This is a genomic window from Streptomyces malaysiensis subsp. samsunensis (assembly GCF_024519315.1).
GTDB lineage: Bacteria > Actinomycetota > Actinomycetes > Streptomycetales > Streptomycetaceae > Streptomyces > Streptomyces malaysiensis.
Genome location: NZ_JANIIC010000086.1, coordinates 1 through 12,948 on the forward strand (window position 1 = coordinate 1; position 12,948 = coordinate 12,948).

The following is a 12,948-nucleotide window of genomic DNA, read 5'->3' on the forward strand; positions in this document are numbered from 1 at the left end:
GCGCGTATGCCTTCTGCACGTGTGCGCGCCATCCTTACGGCGGCCATGGGCGCCTTACGGCGTACACCGCACAAGAACGCAGAGCATGCGGCCGACGACACAACGTGACGAAGGCACCGGTTACGCGGGTGCTACCCGCCCGCGAGCTGCCGCTTCACCGCGGCGGCGACCCGGCCGCCCTCCGCCCGCCCGGCGATCTTCGGGTTCACGATCTTCATCACGGCGCCCATGGCCCGCGGCCCCTCCGCGCCGCCCGCCGCGGCCTCCCGCACCGCATCGGCCACCAGGGCGTTCAGCTCGTCGTCCGTAAGGGGCTTCGGCAGATACTCGGCGAGCACCTCGCCCTCCGCCCGCTCCCGATCGGCCTGCGCCGCGCGTCCACCCTTCTCGAACGCCTCGGCCGCCTCACGGCGCTTCTTGGCCTCCCGCGCGACGATCTTCTCCACCTCGCCGTCGGACAGCTCACGGGCGCTCTCGCCCGCGACCTCTTCCTTCGTGATCGCGGTGATGGTGAGCCGGAGGGTCGAGGAACGCAGCTCGTCGCGCGCCTTGATCGCCGCGGTGAGATCGTCCTGAAGCCTGGACTTGAGCGTGGTGGTCATGGCGTCGAGTCTGCCAGCACTGGCCGGGAATCACCCGAAGATTTCTCCCCCGGCCCCGTTCTGCGACCATGGACGACATGCGCGCGCGATACGGAGTACCCCTGGGAATCACGGCGGTCGGCGCGGCCGGCCTCGCCTACGCCGTCGGCTTCGAAGTCCGGTCCTTCAGGCTCCGGCGGATCACCGTTCCGGTGCTCCCGCGCGGGATGCGACCCCTGCGCGTCCTCCAGGTCTCCGACATCCACATGGTGAGCGGACAGCGCAAGAAGCAGCGCTGGCTCCGGTCCCTGGCCGGGCTGCGCCCCGACTTCGTGGTGAACACCGGGGACAACCTCTCGGACCCGGAGGGCGTACCGGAGGTCCTGGACGCGCTGGGCCCGCTGATGGAGTTCCCCGGAGCGTATGTCTTCGGCTCGAACGACTACTACGGACCGAAGCTGCGCAACCCCGCCCGCTATCTGATGGAGAAGGCCAGCGGCCGGCACGGGCTGAACGGCAACGCCCCGGCGGTCGGGGCCATCCACAACCCGTGGACGGAGCTGCGGGACGCCTTCGACGCGGCGGGCTGGGTCGGGCTGTCGAACACCCGCGGCCGACTGAAGCTGGAGGACATCGAGATCGCCCTCACCGGCCTCGACGACCCCCACATCAAGCGCGACCGCTACGCCGAGGTGGCCGGCGGCCCCGAGTCGGGCGCCGACCTCTCCCTGGCCGTGGTCCACGCCCCGTACCTGCGTGTCCTCGACGCCTTCACCGTAGACCGCTACCCCCTGATCCTCGCCGGCCACACCCACGGCGGCCAGCTGTGCATCCCCTTCTACGGCGCCCTGGTCACCAACTGCGACCTCGACACCCGCCGGGTCAAGGGCCTCTCCGAGCACCACGCCGGCGGCCACACCTCCTACCTCCACGTCTCCGCGGGCTGCGGCACCAACCGCTATACCCCGGTCCGCTTCGCCTGCCCCCCGGAAGCCACCCTCCTCACCCTGACCCCCCAGACCCCCTGACCCCACCCCGCCCGTCCGGCTCGTCCGGAACGCCCCGACCTGCGAGACCCTCGAAAACCGGATTTCGTCTCTGGCCACAGGTCCGCTAAAGTAGAGCTCGTTGCTTCGGGGTGTAGCGCAGCTTGGCAGCGCGCTTCGTTCGGGACGAAGAGGTCGTGGGTTCAAATCCCGCCACCCCGACTGAAGGAACACCAGGTCAGGGGCCCTCTCCCATACGGGAGAGGGCCCCTGATTCGTTGAGCAGGACCCTCCTGGGAGAAATCTGGGAGAAGATCTTGGAATCCCGCTCCCAGAAGGCACCTATCGACGCACCCTCAGACGCTCTTGCAAGAGTTCGTTGAGCACGGCTACGGGTGACGTGGGGCACATCGCCAGTCGGGCATCCAGGGCCGCTTCCCACTCGGCGGTCAGGTGCGCCAGAAGATCCGCGCGCATCTCGCGGGTGATGTGCGAGTAACGCGCCTGCACCGAGCCGTCGATGTGCCCCATGCGCTCGTCCATGAGTTTCGGTGGGGTACGGAACCCTTCCATGCGCGTCTTGTGGGTATGGCGCAGCCCGTGAGGCGTGAGCCCGCGCGCGATCGGCATCCAACAGGCATCCGCCCGTGCTTGGGCTCCTCTCCCCCGCGCTGGCACCCCGGGCCAGGGGTCTGCGAGTACGGGCACGGGGCGCGCCTCCTGTGGAGCCTTCTTCGGGTACCAGCCGGAAGCCGCGGGCGTGAAGAGCCAGGTAGCGAACCCGTTCCGGCGCCAGTGCGCGGCCTGGTCCACAGCGCCCCCGCCGCGGGTGAACCCGAGCGCATCGATCGCCTCCTGTACCCGAGCCCTGGTTGCCTCGGCGACGGCATCCGGCCGGTTGAGGACGTTGGACACAGTGCCCGTAGAGACACCCGCACGCCTCGCTACGTCCACCACCTTCGCTCCCGTTTCCCCCGTCCGGGAAACCCCCTGCCCGCGGAACATGTACGTCTTCCCGTGGCAGGGGCAGGGCGTTGGCCGCGTATGTGCAATGTGTCTGGTCCAGAGACGGACCAGCCACAGTGCCGCGTCGATGGTGCGGTGGCTGTCATCCTTGGGAGGGCAGCGCTCGAACTCTCCCGAGTCGAGTTCGTAGAGCTGCCATTCCACGCGCACGGCGGTAGGGCGGATGAAGTCGGTCTCCAGCCCCACGACTTCGCCCCAGCGCATGCCCGTATAGCCCTTGGTGACCACACCCACGAACTCGTCATCACGCCCGGAGAGGAGCGAGGCGCGTTCGGCTGTCAGAAGGATGCCGAGCGGGTCCGTGACAACCTTTTCCGGCCCCCGGTCACGGGAGCGACCGGCGCGCTTACCCCTTCCGCGGCGCTTGGTCGCAGGGTTGGACGTGATGAGCGCTTCATCCACCGCGTCTTCAAGGACCAGGTGGAGGGTGCCACGCCACGTCTTGACGCTCGACGCGGCGTACAGCGCCCGTTCCTTCCTGTCCCAAGCGTCAACGTCCACACGCTGGATCGACGCGAGCGGACGATCCTCGAACTCAGGAAGCAGGTGTTCTTCGAGGTGGCGCCGGTAGTTCTGCATTGTGGATGCGGCCAGGTCCTGCGCCGCGTACCACCGTGTGGCGTACTCGCCGAACGTGATCCGGCCGGCCGCCGGGTCCTTCCAGTCCCCTGCCCGCACCTTCGCCTCTTCGGCGTCGGCAGCTTGCTTGGCTTCACGCTTCGTGCGGAAGCGGATGGTGTTCCCGTCCCCATCGGCAACGGTGCCGTACTTCCCCGGTGAGATCTTGTAGCGGCCACGCCAGTACGCGCCGCGGTCCTCCGCGAACCCCATGCTCCCTCTCATCGCAAAGCGATGAGAGGGAGCCGTTCGGCTCCCACCCATCGCGGTCATTACTTCTGTCAGGCAGCGTTCCGGGCGCGCCTCGGACGCCGTGCACGGAGCTGCACTACCGGCTCTTGCGAGGTGACGCGGGTCCGCCGTCGCGTCGTAGCGACGTTGCCCGGCGATGCATTCGCCTTGTCCGGCCGCTCCTCAAGGATTTGGAAGATCTCCGCAACGTGGTCCCGCGTGAAGCGGTAGCCGCTCCCGCTCCGCATGAAGGGGATACGGCGCCGTCGTGCTTGCTCCTTCACCCACCACTCCGAACAGTCGAGCGCGCTCGCGACTTCTGCAGGTGAGTACGTCGGGGGAAGGGCATGGCTGTTCTGACCCGAGTTCATGGCTCCTCTTCCTGGAAGTTGAGCAGGGCAGGAGGGGCCGCCCCCTCCCTCTCAGGTCCGCTACTTCCGCTACCTCCGCTACCGCCCTGGTCAGGGGCATGATCGAGGTAGCGGATTGGGGTAGCGGTAGCGGATAAGTGCCGCTACCGGCGCCCGATCGGGGCCGGGGCCGGTAGCGGCAGGGCGGTGCTCGGTAGCGGATGATTCGCGCTGATCCGCTACCGGTTTTAGGGCTCTGACCTGCCCGGTAGCGGAGGTAGCGGAAGTAGCGCTGTTTCCGGGGGTGGGGGGCAGTAGCGGGCCCAGGCATCGGCGAGATCGGCCGCGTAGTAGCCCTTGAGGACTCCCCCGCCGGTCTTGATGTTCCGGGCGGTGACGGGCCGGTTGTCCGCCGTCATGTACTCGCGCAGCAGCTTGGCCAGCCCGCGGGAGTCGAGCGGCTTGCCGCCCATGTCGGCCCAGGGGGCTTCGTCCAGACTGTGCAGCCGCTCCAGCACCGCGACGGTGGGAAGGCGGTCGATGCCGTTGAGCACGTGGTCCCGCAGATCGGTGAGCAGCCGGATGCCGACGCTGCCCTTGTCATCGGCCTTGGCCGCGTTGACCAGCTCCACGCACGCCGCGCGGGCCCGCTCCGGCCAGCCCCCGCCGGCCGCGTCGGCGACAGCGATCAGGGGTTCCCAGACGTCCGCGGGCCGGTCGGTGACCTCCTCCGGCATCTCTGGAAAGACGCCATCGACCAGGCGCCGCACACTGTCCGCCCACTGCGCGAGCCGGTCCCGCAGCGCGTGCCCCTCCTGGGTGTGGACGCGCTGCCGGAACGGCTGGACCTTCTCATTCCTGGCCCGGCGGCGCATGCGGATGATGACCGAGCGGGTCAGGATCGTGTCAGGCAGCGAGCCGAGCCCGGCGACGGCCACCCCGGCGTAGGAGGGGAACGCCTGAACGCTCTGGTTCCCCCCATCACCCACGCACCGGTAGGTGACGCCGGAACGCCGGTGACCCGCGTTGAGGAAGCCCCGCAGCTCCTCGTTGTCCCCTGCTTTGGGGCCGAAGACTGTATCGATCTCATCGAAGAGGATCGTGGGCCGTCCCTCGGCACCGGAGACGGCCCGGAACAGGGCCGCCGCGCTGGCGTTGACCGCGACCATGGGCTGAGGCACCAGGGTTTCCACGATCTCCAGCGCTCGGGACTTCCCCGACCCCGGTTCGGGTGAGAGGAACGCCAGGCGCGGGGTGGAGTCGAAGCAGTCCAGCAGGTGCGCGTGAGCGTCCCACAGCGTGACGGCGACGTAGGCCGCGTCGAGCGGGAAGACGTTGAACCGGCGGTGGAACTGCTCCACCTCGTCGAGCAGGGCCGCGCCGTCTGTCGTGGCTGTGGTCTGTACTGCGGGGCTGGTCATGCGACGGACCTCCCTTCGGTCTCGGCAGGGGCGGGGGCACGGTGGGGGCATACACCGACGCGTACGCGGGTGGTCAGCTCGGTGACGGCCGCGCGACCGCGGGCGCGTTCGTGGTGACCGCAACGGCACAGCCAGTCCGCGACGGGCACCCGGTCCAGCAGGCCGCGGATCTGAAGCCCCGGCAAGATGCCGCTCACCGTGACCTGCTGCGGGTCAGGACGAACAGCAGAAAGGGCGGCCTTACGGCCGGCGTCCTTCGGCGCGCTACGGCCGTCCGTGGTCAGGGCCGGTTCGGCGGTGCTCGGCTGGTCGGGGGTGCCAGGCAGGCTCTTCAGGTGGGGGCGGGGAGGGGTGCTCATGCGGCCCTCCGCTGCTGGTTGCGTGCGATGGACCAGTTCAGACCGCTGCGGATGGTGGTGCGGCACTCGGCATCCGGCAGTCCGGCCCAGGCCCCCGCCTCCTGAAGAGCCTCCTCCACCACCGATCGGGGAAGGTCGCCCCACGCGATGAACCGCCCCAGGGCCCGCGCTGCGCGCAGCAGGGTGGCGTTGCGCTCGCCCTCGCCAGCGTGCTGCACCGCCGCCGTCTCCGCCGTCAGGGCCGTAGAGGCGTAACGAGAGGCCCGGTGAGCCGTGCGGATGGACGACGGATCGATGACGGCCCGCGCAGCCTGACGGGGCGACAGGAGGGCGTACAGCCATCCCGGCAGCGGAGCGACCGGCGCGGAATCGGTCACGGCGTACGGGCCGCCCGGCATGGTGCTGCCGGGGGCGACGACGTACCCGCCCCAAGCGCGGGTATCGATCCGCTTGCCCAGCCGCCCGGCACTGTTGCCCAGCCGAGCACCCTCGGGGGCGGTGAAGTACAGGTGTTGGCCGCCGCTCGCGGTCCGCACCGTGAGGGTTGTGGGGACGGCCTGCCCGGCGCGCTCGCAGAGCGCCGCAAAGGTCGTCACGCCGGAGGGCGTGTCCGCATTGCCCTTGTGCTTGGGCAGGTCGAGATCCACCACGACCAGCCCGGACGGGCCGGTGGCGATGCCGATGTTGAACGGCACCTCGCCCCAGGCACGGCGGATACGGTCAGGGTCGGTGGTAGCGCGGTCCTCCCACTTGCGGTGGAAACCCGCGCAGTCCCCGATACCAGGGCAGGACTCCTCACCGTGCAGCGCCGGACGCTTGGTGCCGGGACGGAGGGGGAAGACCGCCCAGCCGCGTTCGGCAGCGTCCAGGGCCGCGCGCAGCAGCGCGGAACGTGCTTCATGGGTCATGCTGGAGACCTCCAACAGGTCTGTTGAGGGACCGGAGAACCGGGGCGGCCGTCTCTCGCCAAAGTCACGGCCGCCCCAGCCGTGTCTAGAACGGGGGCTCGGCCCACGGGTCGGTGTCGGGGTGCTGCTGACGCAGCCACCGGGGGCGGCGCGGGAGGGGCAGCAGGGTCCAGCGGCGGGTCTCGTCCCAGCAGGTGCAGGGGTCCCACTCGCTCCCGGCGTACTCGCCGGTGTCGTAGTCGCCGTAGAAGGACTCGATGCCGCCGTCGCCGTCGCAGTCGGGGCAGTCGGGACGGGGCGTGTCTGTGAGAACGAGCGCACGGCGGGGCCATGTGCTGTGCTGGATGCGTAGGCGAATCATGCGGCGCTCCTTTGGCACTGAGTGGTCAGCCGTGGAAGTGGCTGCGCTTGATGACGGCCTTGCGGATGTTGACCGTGGTCCCGTGGCTGGAGCGGTTCGCGCTGAAGATCTGCACGGCGATCCAGCCGCCGAAGATGACCGCGGCCAAGATGATGAGCTGGTGGATGAACGCGGCGAGCGCGGCGATGAACGCAGTGAGCAGGAACAGCCCACCGCAGACCGCGGCGAACCCAATCCCGCCGAGAGCGATGTTCACCGCTGTGTGGGAGATGACGGGCTTGACCGTAACGGGCTCAGGCTTGACCGGCTCGATGGCGTAGCCGGTGATAACCCGCCCGTCCGGCAGCATGACGCTTTGCACCTGGGCCGCCGTGCCCGGCTGCACCGGCACCAGGGGCGCGGCGGCCGAGGGTGGGGTGATGGGTTGGGGGTGGTGGACTTCGACGGCCGTGGGCCGGTCGAGGTGGGTCATCGCGGTTCCCCTCCGAGGATGGCCGCGGGCCCGCGCCGGGAGGTAGCGCGGGCCCGCGGGTCGGGTGTGACGGGTAGGTGTGATGTGGTGTGACGGGCCGCTGTGATGGCCGCGTCACGGCGCGTCTGCCTAGGGGTTTGGGTGTGACGCGGCCGTCACATGTGACGGGTGTCAGGCGACTGTGAGGGCCGGGACGATGCGCCACCGGCCGGTGGAACTCGTCGGCTCCAGCCGCCCCTCTTGGGCCGCTTCCTTCAGGCGCTTGGACACCCAGGAGCGGGAGAGGCTGTTCCGGTCGCACCAGTCGGTGAAGTCCTTCGGCCCGACGATCATGCGTCCCTCGTCCTCGAACTCGGCCAGCGCGTCATCGAGCAGACGACGCGCCTCCTCCGGAGACGGCTTACGGCCGCTCTCCTGCCCGAAGATCGGGGTGTCGTCGCCCTGCTCAGGCTCGGGCAGCTCGGCCTCGGGGTCGATGTCGGCGTCCTCGGGGTCCACGTGCGGCCCGTTGTCCATGTCGTCGTCCTCCACGACGGACAGCGCCGTCTGGTCAGCGTCGGGACCGGTGCGGCCGGTGTAGAGCTGCCCGGCGATCCGGGCTGCCGATCCGGCGGTGACCGGATCGGCCTTGGCACCGTTGCGCTGCGACCAGGTAGCCAGCAGCTCCATGACCGACACCGCGCGGCCGGTGAAGCGCCACGTGCGGCCCGGAGAGGGGTACCGGTCCTCGGGGATGCCCGGGGAGACGCAGTAGCAGTACCCGGGGCGCCGGTTGCCCCACTCACCGGGGTGGGCGCCGGCGGCCAGCACCGTATCCGGCAGGGAGAACCCCTCGTCGCGTGCGTCGCAGCCGAGCGCGATCACGGACGGCAGGGAGGCGCGGGTGCTGGTGCTCATCTGGTCGTAGCTCGGCCGCTGGAGCGAGACGATCAGCGCCGCGCCCGCGGACCGGGCTTCCTGGGCGATGCCGGTGAACGCGTCGTCCCCGAGAGCCCGCAGGGTGTTGGCGGCCTCCTCGAACCAGCCCACCAGGAACGGCATGCCAGGGCAGCCACACGGGCGGCCATCGTCCCGGCAGGTGCGCTCCGGGCTGTTCTGCTGCTGCGCAGCCTCGGGGACCCACTGCCGGTAGCCGTGAGCCCCGAGCCAACGGGTACGGTCCGGGATGACGGCCTGGAAGGCTTCCACCATCACCTCAGTGCCAGCACCGCCTTCCTCACCCCAGTCCAGACCGGGACGCAGGGGCGCGAAGTCCTGGAACGCCTTGGGATCGGAGAACCACACGATCACGTCCCTGCGGGACAGGATCTCGGTGAGCAGGTTCAGCGCCGCGTCACCCTTGCCGGAACCGGTCCCGCCCGCGATCAGCAGGTGAGTAGAGTTCCGGCCTTCCTCCGGATCGCCCGGGAGCCAGAGCAGCAGCGGGGCGCCGTCGTCATACCGACCGATGACCAGAGGATCAGCGATCGACCCACCCAGGTTCGACGGGCCTTCCCACTCGACCACCTCAGCGAGCATGTCTTCCGGCACGATGACCAGCTCACCGCGGCGCGCCGAGCCGGGGTCGGGGGTGTAGCGCACGGCCGAGGTCGGCAGGTCCAGGGCCGAGGCGATGTGCGACAGCGCCTTGGACATGTCCTCGTTGGTCTGCGTGCCCGCATCCAGCCCGACCGGGGCGGTGACGCGGTTCGGCTCCACCTTCGCGGTGCCGATCTGCGCCCGCGCCAGCCCGACCTTTTCCAGCAGGCCCTTATCCGCGTCCGAGCCTTCCCCGGCCCCCTCGTTGCGGCGCATGACCATGCGCACGTTCCACGACAGCGCCACGCCAGGCCCGCCCATGAGGTAGAGATCGTCGACCGGGCCGGTGGTCGGTCCGGCCAGGCACGCGGCCGTGAGCCAGGCCGACCCCGCGGCCACGGTGATGGCCGAGTGGAGACGGCGCTGTTTGCCGGTGGTGCGGCCGACCCACCAGGTGGTGCCGGTCAGGGCCACGGACGCCAGGGTCAGACCGACCCCGGCCCCCGCACTGTTCGCCCACCGCTCATGTCCCAGGACCCCGGCCAGGCCCGCGCCGGCGACCCCGAGCCACGGGGGGAGGTGCGGCTTGATGCGGTGCAGCAGGTACGCCCCGACAGAGCCACCCGCGCCCGCGTTCGTGTCAGCGGGGACGGCGAGCGGGTACCTCCGGCCGTCCTGGTCAGTCCAATTGCGTGCCACGGTCGTACCTCCTTACTGCTGGGTGAAGTCCATGCGCGGCTGCTGGGGGCGCCGGGCACGGTGACGGACGCGGTTGATCTCTTCCTCGTACTGCTGCTGGAACGTGGCGTAGGCAGCCGCGGCGTTCTTGGCCGCATCCCGCAGATCGTCAGCGGACTTCTGGAGCTTCCGGGCCACCTTCTGCGCCCGGATGCGGGAGCCGAACGTCTTGCCCTCGGGGTCAGGCACCGCGCTGAGAACGCCCTTGAGGATCTCGGCACCCATGGCCACCTCGATGGAGAGCGTGACGGCCGCGGCACGGATGCTGTTGCAGTAGAACCGCACCTGCGCCGGGGAGCCGAACTCCGGGGAAGGCAGCAGGGCTTCGGCGTGCGGACGGGCACCGCCAGCGTGGGTCCTGCTGCGGTTGTTGTTGACCGTGACGTTGATCGGCGGGACGAACGAGCCGCCCATCGCGCCGACGAACCCACCCGCCGCGGCGCCCGCGTTGGCGAACTTGTTCCCTTTGCCGTTGTCCGCACGGCCGTTGGTGGGCCGGTGCGGGCGCTGGCCGTTGGTGTGCTGAGCCATCAGACGTTCCCCTTAAGTCAGTTGGCGGTGCGGCGGACGATGAGCCAGGTGGTCTGTGCGGCGATCAGGTTCAGCAGCCACCACAGCTCCAGCGGACCGGCCATCGGGCCGAACCCCGCGGCGGATGCGGCCCAGGCGAGCCCGGAGGTGCCGAGCAGGGCCGCCGCTATGCGGCAGCCCCACACCGACCCGTTGGCGGCCGGGCGACGGCGCTGCGCGATGCCCAGCCACAGCAGCGGGCCCGCAGCGGCGGGGGCGAGCACCAGGGCGGACCACCAGGCCATCACGTGCAGGAGTGCGGTGATGGGCAGGGCCAGCACGCCGAGAGCGAGCGGGGCGAGCGCGCGGCGGTGCTTCCACAGCCACCGTGCCGCGGCGTCCAGGGCCAGGCGGGTCAGGGTCGGACGTTCGGGAACGACGACCACGAACGGGTCAGCGGAGCGGCGCCCGCGCTGGCGCGGGATACGGACAGTGGTGACGCCCGCCGCTGTCTTCACGGTGTGGGCACGGGTACGGCTGGACACAGCGAAACTCCCTGGAAGAAGTCGAGTGGGTCAGGCGGCGCGCTGTTCCTCGGGGTAGGCACAGGAAGGGCACATGCCGAGCGAGGGCGGGATGACGTATCCGGCGTCGCGTCGGCAGGTGGGGCAGGTGCGGCGGGCAGCGTTCGCCTTGGCCAGCGCCGCCCATCGGGCCGAGGTCATCGGCCGCACCGGTTTCGCCCGGTCGATGCGGTACAGGTACGCGACCAGCGGGCCGCGACGGCGCCGGGGGCGTTGCAGCTCCGCGGCGATGTCCTGACCGCCGGGGCGCAGGTCCATCGCGCGGAGCTGCCGGCGCGTGGCCAGCCCATCCGGCGCCAGACGCCACCGGTAGACCGGCAGCGTGGCCATCAGGTTTCCCGGCGACGGTAGACGGCCCGGCCCGCCGTGCGAATCAGCAGGTCAGCGGGTGGGTGGAGCCTCACGCGCGGGCTCCTTCCAGGACACGCCCTGCCGGAGGGGCGCTCGGGTGTCCCGCGTCGCGCAGTTCCTGGTAGCGGGTGGAGACCCAGCCGACCGACCAGCCGCACAGCTCGGCAGCGGCACGTACGGGCAGCCCTGCCTCGAACGCGGCCTGAACGGTCGCGCGGGCCCGGTCCTCGGGGAACTTCTCCACCGCGGGCCCGGCGGCCAGCAGCGCGGCGCGTTCACGCTCGGCCCGCTCCTCGCGCTCCCGCTGTTCACGACGCTCAGCGGCTTCCCGCTCGCGGCGTTCGTCCTCACGGCGTTGGGCGGCCTCGCGTTCACGGCGTTCACGGTCCCGCTCACGCTGTTCACGCTCGCGATCGCGGCGCTCACGCTCTTCCCGCTCGGCACGTTCGCGGGCTTCGGCTCGCTCCCGTTCCTCGCGGCGGGCCCGCTCCTCTCGCTCGGCTTGCTCACGGGTGAGACGGGCTTCGTGTTCACGCTGTTCACGCGCCAGCATCGAGGCGTGCTCGCGCTCCTCACGGGCCCGCCGCTCGGCCGCCTCGCGGCGTTCAGCCGCTGCCTTCTCGCGGGCTTCCCGCTCGGCGCGCTGCTCCGCTTCCAGCGCGGTCACAGCCGCGGCGATGGCGCGCCGGTAGGCCAGCCCGGTTTCCGCGGTGACGATCAGCAGCAACGGTGCGACCGCATGCACGGCCACGCCCACCAGGTCTTTCTTCAGCGCGGAATCCGCAACGTTCAGGGCCAGGGTCATGCAGCCGGTCATCCACCGCAGCACGACCGGCCACCGGCCGCCATGCCCGCCCAGCCGGGCCAGCACCGCATCCAGGCGGACCACGATCACCACCGCGGCGTCCACCACCAGCGGCAGAATCGGCGCGGTCCAAGCCCACTTGGCCGGGGTGTGCTCGGATGCCAGCGGGGTGACGGTGAGGACCGAGTAGAGCATGGCGCCCGCGACGATCAGCCATGTGCCGACTGACAGAGCGCGCTCGGCTGAACGGATCTGAACGGCGTTCACGCGTCCACCTCCACCAGTGAACGCACCCGGACCGTCGCGATCAGGAGCACCGGGGAGGAGAGGTCTTCGGGGATGTCGGGGGTCTCACACCACTCCCACTCAGCCCCCGGCACCAGCTCATAGCCCAGCGCGGTGAGCGCCGCCGCTCGTTCGGTGAACGTCGGCACCGGAGCGGCACGGCCGAAGTCGTGCTCAGGCCAGATCTCGAAGGTATTCAGCAGCACCACGTACAGGCGCCATCCACGAGCGCCGGTGGACATCTGCGCCGTGAACTCCTGCGTCATCAGGCCACCTCCGGCGAGATCGCCCCGTCCCGATTCGCCAGCGCCCGCCGCGCGGCCAGCACCCGGCGTCGGGTCCGGCGGATACGGCGCGCGTCCACCTCAGACACCGGCCGGTCCAGCAGGCTGATCTGTACGTCCAGCAACTCGACTTCCGCCTCGATCAGCGGCAGCTCGTCCTCGATCGCATCCAGCTCCGCGGCTGTCGGCTCGTGGTCGGACAGGTCGGCGGTAACAGCCTCGTGAAGTGCACCGATGTGCTTCATGGGTCGTGGTTCCTCTCACGGTGGTACGGCCCGAATAGCGGCGCCGGTGTTCTGAGCACCGGCGCCGCGCGCCGTTAGGGAAAGCGGGCCGCATGATCCGGCCCGGACCGCTCGGGAGCTCCGAGCGGATGGCGGACGGGGAGGGAGTTGCACCCTCGTCCCCTCGGGGACGCTCTACGCGCCGTCCGTTGGTCTGCCACCAGCCGTGCCGTACACCTCCTATCAGCGGCTTTGGCTGGGACCTATGAAGTTCTCAAGCAGCAGGCGCTTCCTTTCACCCCCTTGTGAAGGGCTTCCGGGCGCTACTCAGGGAAC

Annotated in this window: 15 protein-coding genes and 1 tRNA gene; 2 read left to right on the top strand and 14 right to left on the bottom strand. The window is 70.3% G+C overall.

Features of this window, described 5'->3' with window-relative positions; all coding sequences use genetic code 11:
* Positions 1 to 131: 131 nt before the first annotated feature.
* Positions 132 to 602 (bottom strand): GatB/YqeY domain-containing protein, encoded by a 471-nt coding sequence (locus tag NQU54_RS43065; RefSeq protein ID WP_257635755.1) that lies wholly within the window; start codon positions 600 to 602, stop codon positions 132 to 134.
* A 77-nt stretch (positions 603 to 679) separates the two neighbouring features.
* Here NQU54_RS43065 and NQU54_RS43070 point away from each other — a divergent pair, with 77 nt between their 5' ends.
* Positions 680 to 1,609 carry a metallophosphoesterase gene (locus NQU54_RS43070; protein WP_257635756.1) on the top strand — a complete coding sequence of 310 codons (930 nt, stop codon included), beginning with the start codon at positions 680 to 682 and terminating at the stop codon, positions 1,607 to 1,609.
* Positions 1,610 to 1,715: 106 nt separating this feature from the next.
* Positions 1,716 to 1,789: transfer RNA gene (locus NQU54_RS43075), tRNA-Pro, on the top strand.
* Between the two features lie 120 nt (positions 1,790 to 1,909).
* On the opposite strand, the gene NQU54_RS43080 is transcribed toward NQU54_RS43075, so the two are convergent.
* The 13 genes from NQU54_RS43080 to NQU54_RS43140 all read right to left on the bottom strand — a co-directional run bounded on the left by NQU54_RS43080 (position 1,910) and on the right by NQU54_RS43140 (position 12,633).
* Positions 1,910 to 3,424 carry a LacI family DNA-binding transcriptional regulator gene (locus NQU54_RS43080; protein WP_257635757.1) on the bottom strand — a complete coding sequence of 505 codons (1,515 nt, stop codon included), beginning with the start codon at positions 3,422 to 3,424 and terminating at the stop codon, positions 1,910 to 1,912.
* A 616-nt stretch (positions 3,425 to 4,040) separates the two neighbouring features.
* Complete coding sequence (locus NQU54_RS43085; protein WP_257635758.1) at positions 4,041 to 5,213, bottom strand: DUF3631 domain-containing protein; 1,173 nt, start codon at positions 5,211 to 5,213, stop codon at positions 4,041 to 4,043.
* Positions 5,210 to 5,572: a hypothetical protein gene (locus tag NQU54_RS43090; protein ID WP_257635759.1), complete on the bottom strand. Its 363-nt coding sequence runs from the start codon at positions 5,570 to 5,572 to the stop codon at positions 5,210 to 5,212. The genes NQU54_RS43085 and NQU54_RS43090 overlap by 4 nt, the downstream gene beginning before the upstream one ends.
* On the bottom strand, positions 5,569 to 6,480 hold the full coding sequence (locus tag NQU54_RS43095; protein ID WP_257635760.1) for a bifunctional DNA primase/polymerase: 912 nt from the start codon (positions 6,478 to 6,480) through the stop codon (positions 5,569 to 5,571). The genes NQU54_RS43090 and NQU54_RS43095 overlap by 4 nt, the downstream gene beginning before the upstream one ends.
* Before the next feature lie 85 nt (positions 6,481 to 6,565).
* Positions 6,566 to 6,841, bottom strand: a complete 276-nt coding sequence (locus NQU54_RS43100; protein WP_257635761.1) for a hypothetical protein — start codon at positions 6,839 to 6,841, stop codon at positions 6,566 to 6,568.
* Between the two features lie 25 nt (positions 6,842 to 6,866).
* The gene (locus tag NQU54_RS43105) at positions 6,867 to 7,313 is read right to left on the bottom strand and encodes a hypothetical protein (protein ID WP_257635762.1); all 447 of its coding nucleotides are present in this window, start codon (positions 7,311 to 7,313) and stop codon (positions 6,867 to 6,869) included.
* Between the two features lie 171 nt (positions 7,314 to 7,484).
* Positions 7,485 to 9,530, bottom strand: a complete 2,046-nt coding sequence (traB, locus tag NQU54_RS43110; RefSeq protein ID WP_257635763.1) for a plasmid transfer protein TraB — start codon at positions 9,528 to 9,530, stop codon at positions 7,485 to 7,487.
* 12 nt (positions 9,531 to 9,542) lie between these two features.
* Positions 9,543 to 10,100, bottom strand: a complete 558-nt coding sequence (traA, locus tag NQU54_RS43115) for a plasmid transfer protein TraA (RefSeq protein ID WP_257635764.1) — start codon at positions 10,098 to 10,100, stop codon at positions 9,543 to 9,545.
* A 17-nt stretch (positions 10,101 to 10,117) separates the two neighbouring features.
* A complete protein-coding gene (locus NQU54_RS43120) occupies positions 10,118 to 10,624 on the bottom strand; it encodes a hypothetical protein (protein ID WP_257635765.1) in 507 nt (168 codons plus the stop codon).
* Positions 10,625 to 10,654: 30 nt separating this feature from the next.
* A complete protein-coding gene (locus NQU54_RS43125; RefSeq protein ID WP_257635766.1) occupies positions 10,655 to 10,993 on the bottom strand; it encodes an RRQRL motif-containing zinc-binding protein in 339 nt (112 codons plus the stop codon).
* A 70-nt stretch (positions 10,994 to 11,063) separates the two neighbouring features.
* The gene (locus tag NQU54_RS43130; RefSeq protein ID WP_257635767.1) at positions 11,064 to 12,086 is read right to left on the bottom strand and encodes a DUF2637 domain-containing protein; all 1,023 of its coding nucleotides are present in this window, start codon (positions 12,084 to 12,086) and stop codon (positions 11,064 to 11,066) included.
* Positions 12,083 to 12,370, bottom strand: a complete 288-nt coding sequence (locus NQU54_RS43135; protein ID WP_257635768.1) for a DUF6303 family protein — start codon at positions 12,368 to 12,370, stop codon at positions 12,083 to 12,085. The genes NQU54_RS43130 and NQU54_RS43135 overlap by 4 nt, the downstream gene beginning before the upstream one ends.
* Positions 12,370 to 12,633 carry a DUF6284 family protein gene (locus NQU54_RS43140; RefSeq protein WP_257635769.1) on the bottom strand — a complete coding sequence of 88 codons (264 nt, stop codon included), beginning with the start codon at positions 12,631 to 12,633 and terminating at the stop codon, positions 12,370 to 12,372. Before NQU54_RS43140 ends, NQU54_RS43135 begins: the two co-directional genes overlap by 1 nt.
* Between the last annotated feature and the right edge of the window lie 315 nt (positions 12,634 to 12,948).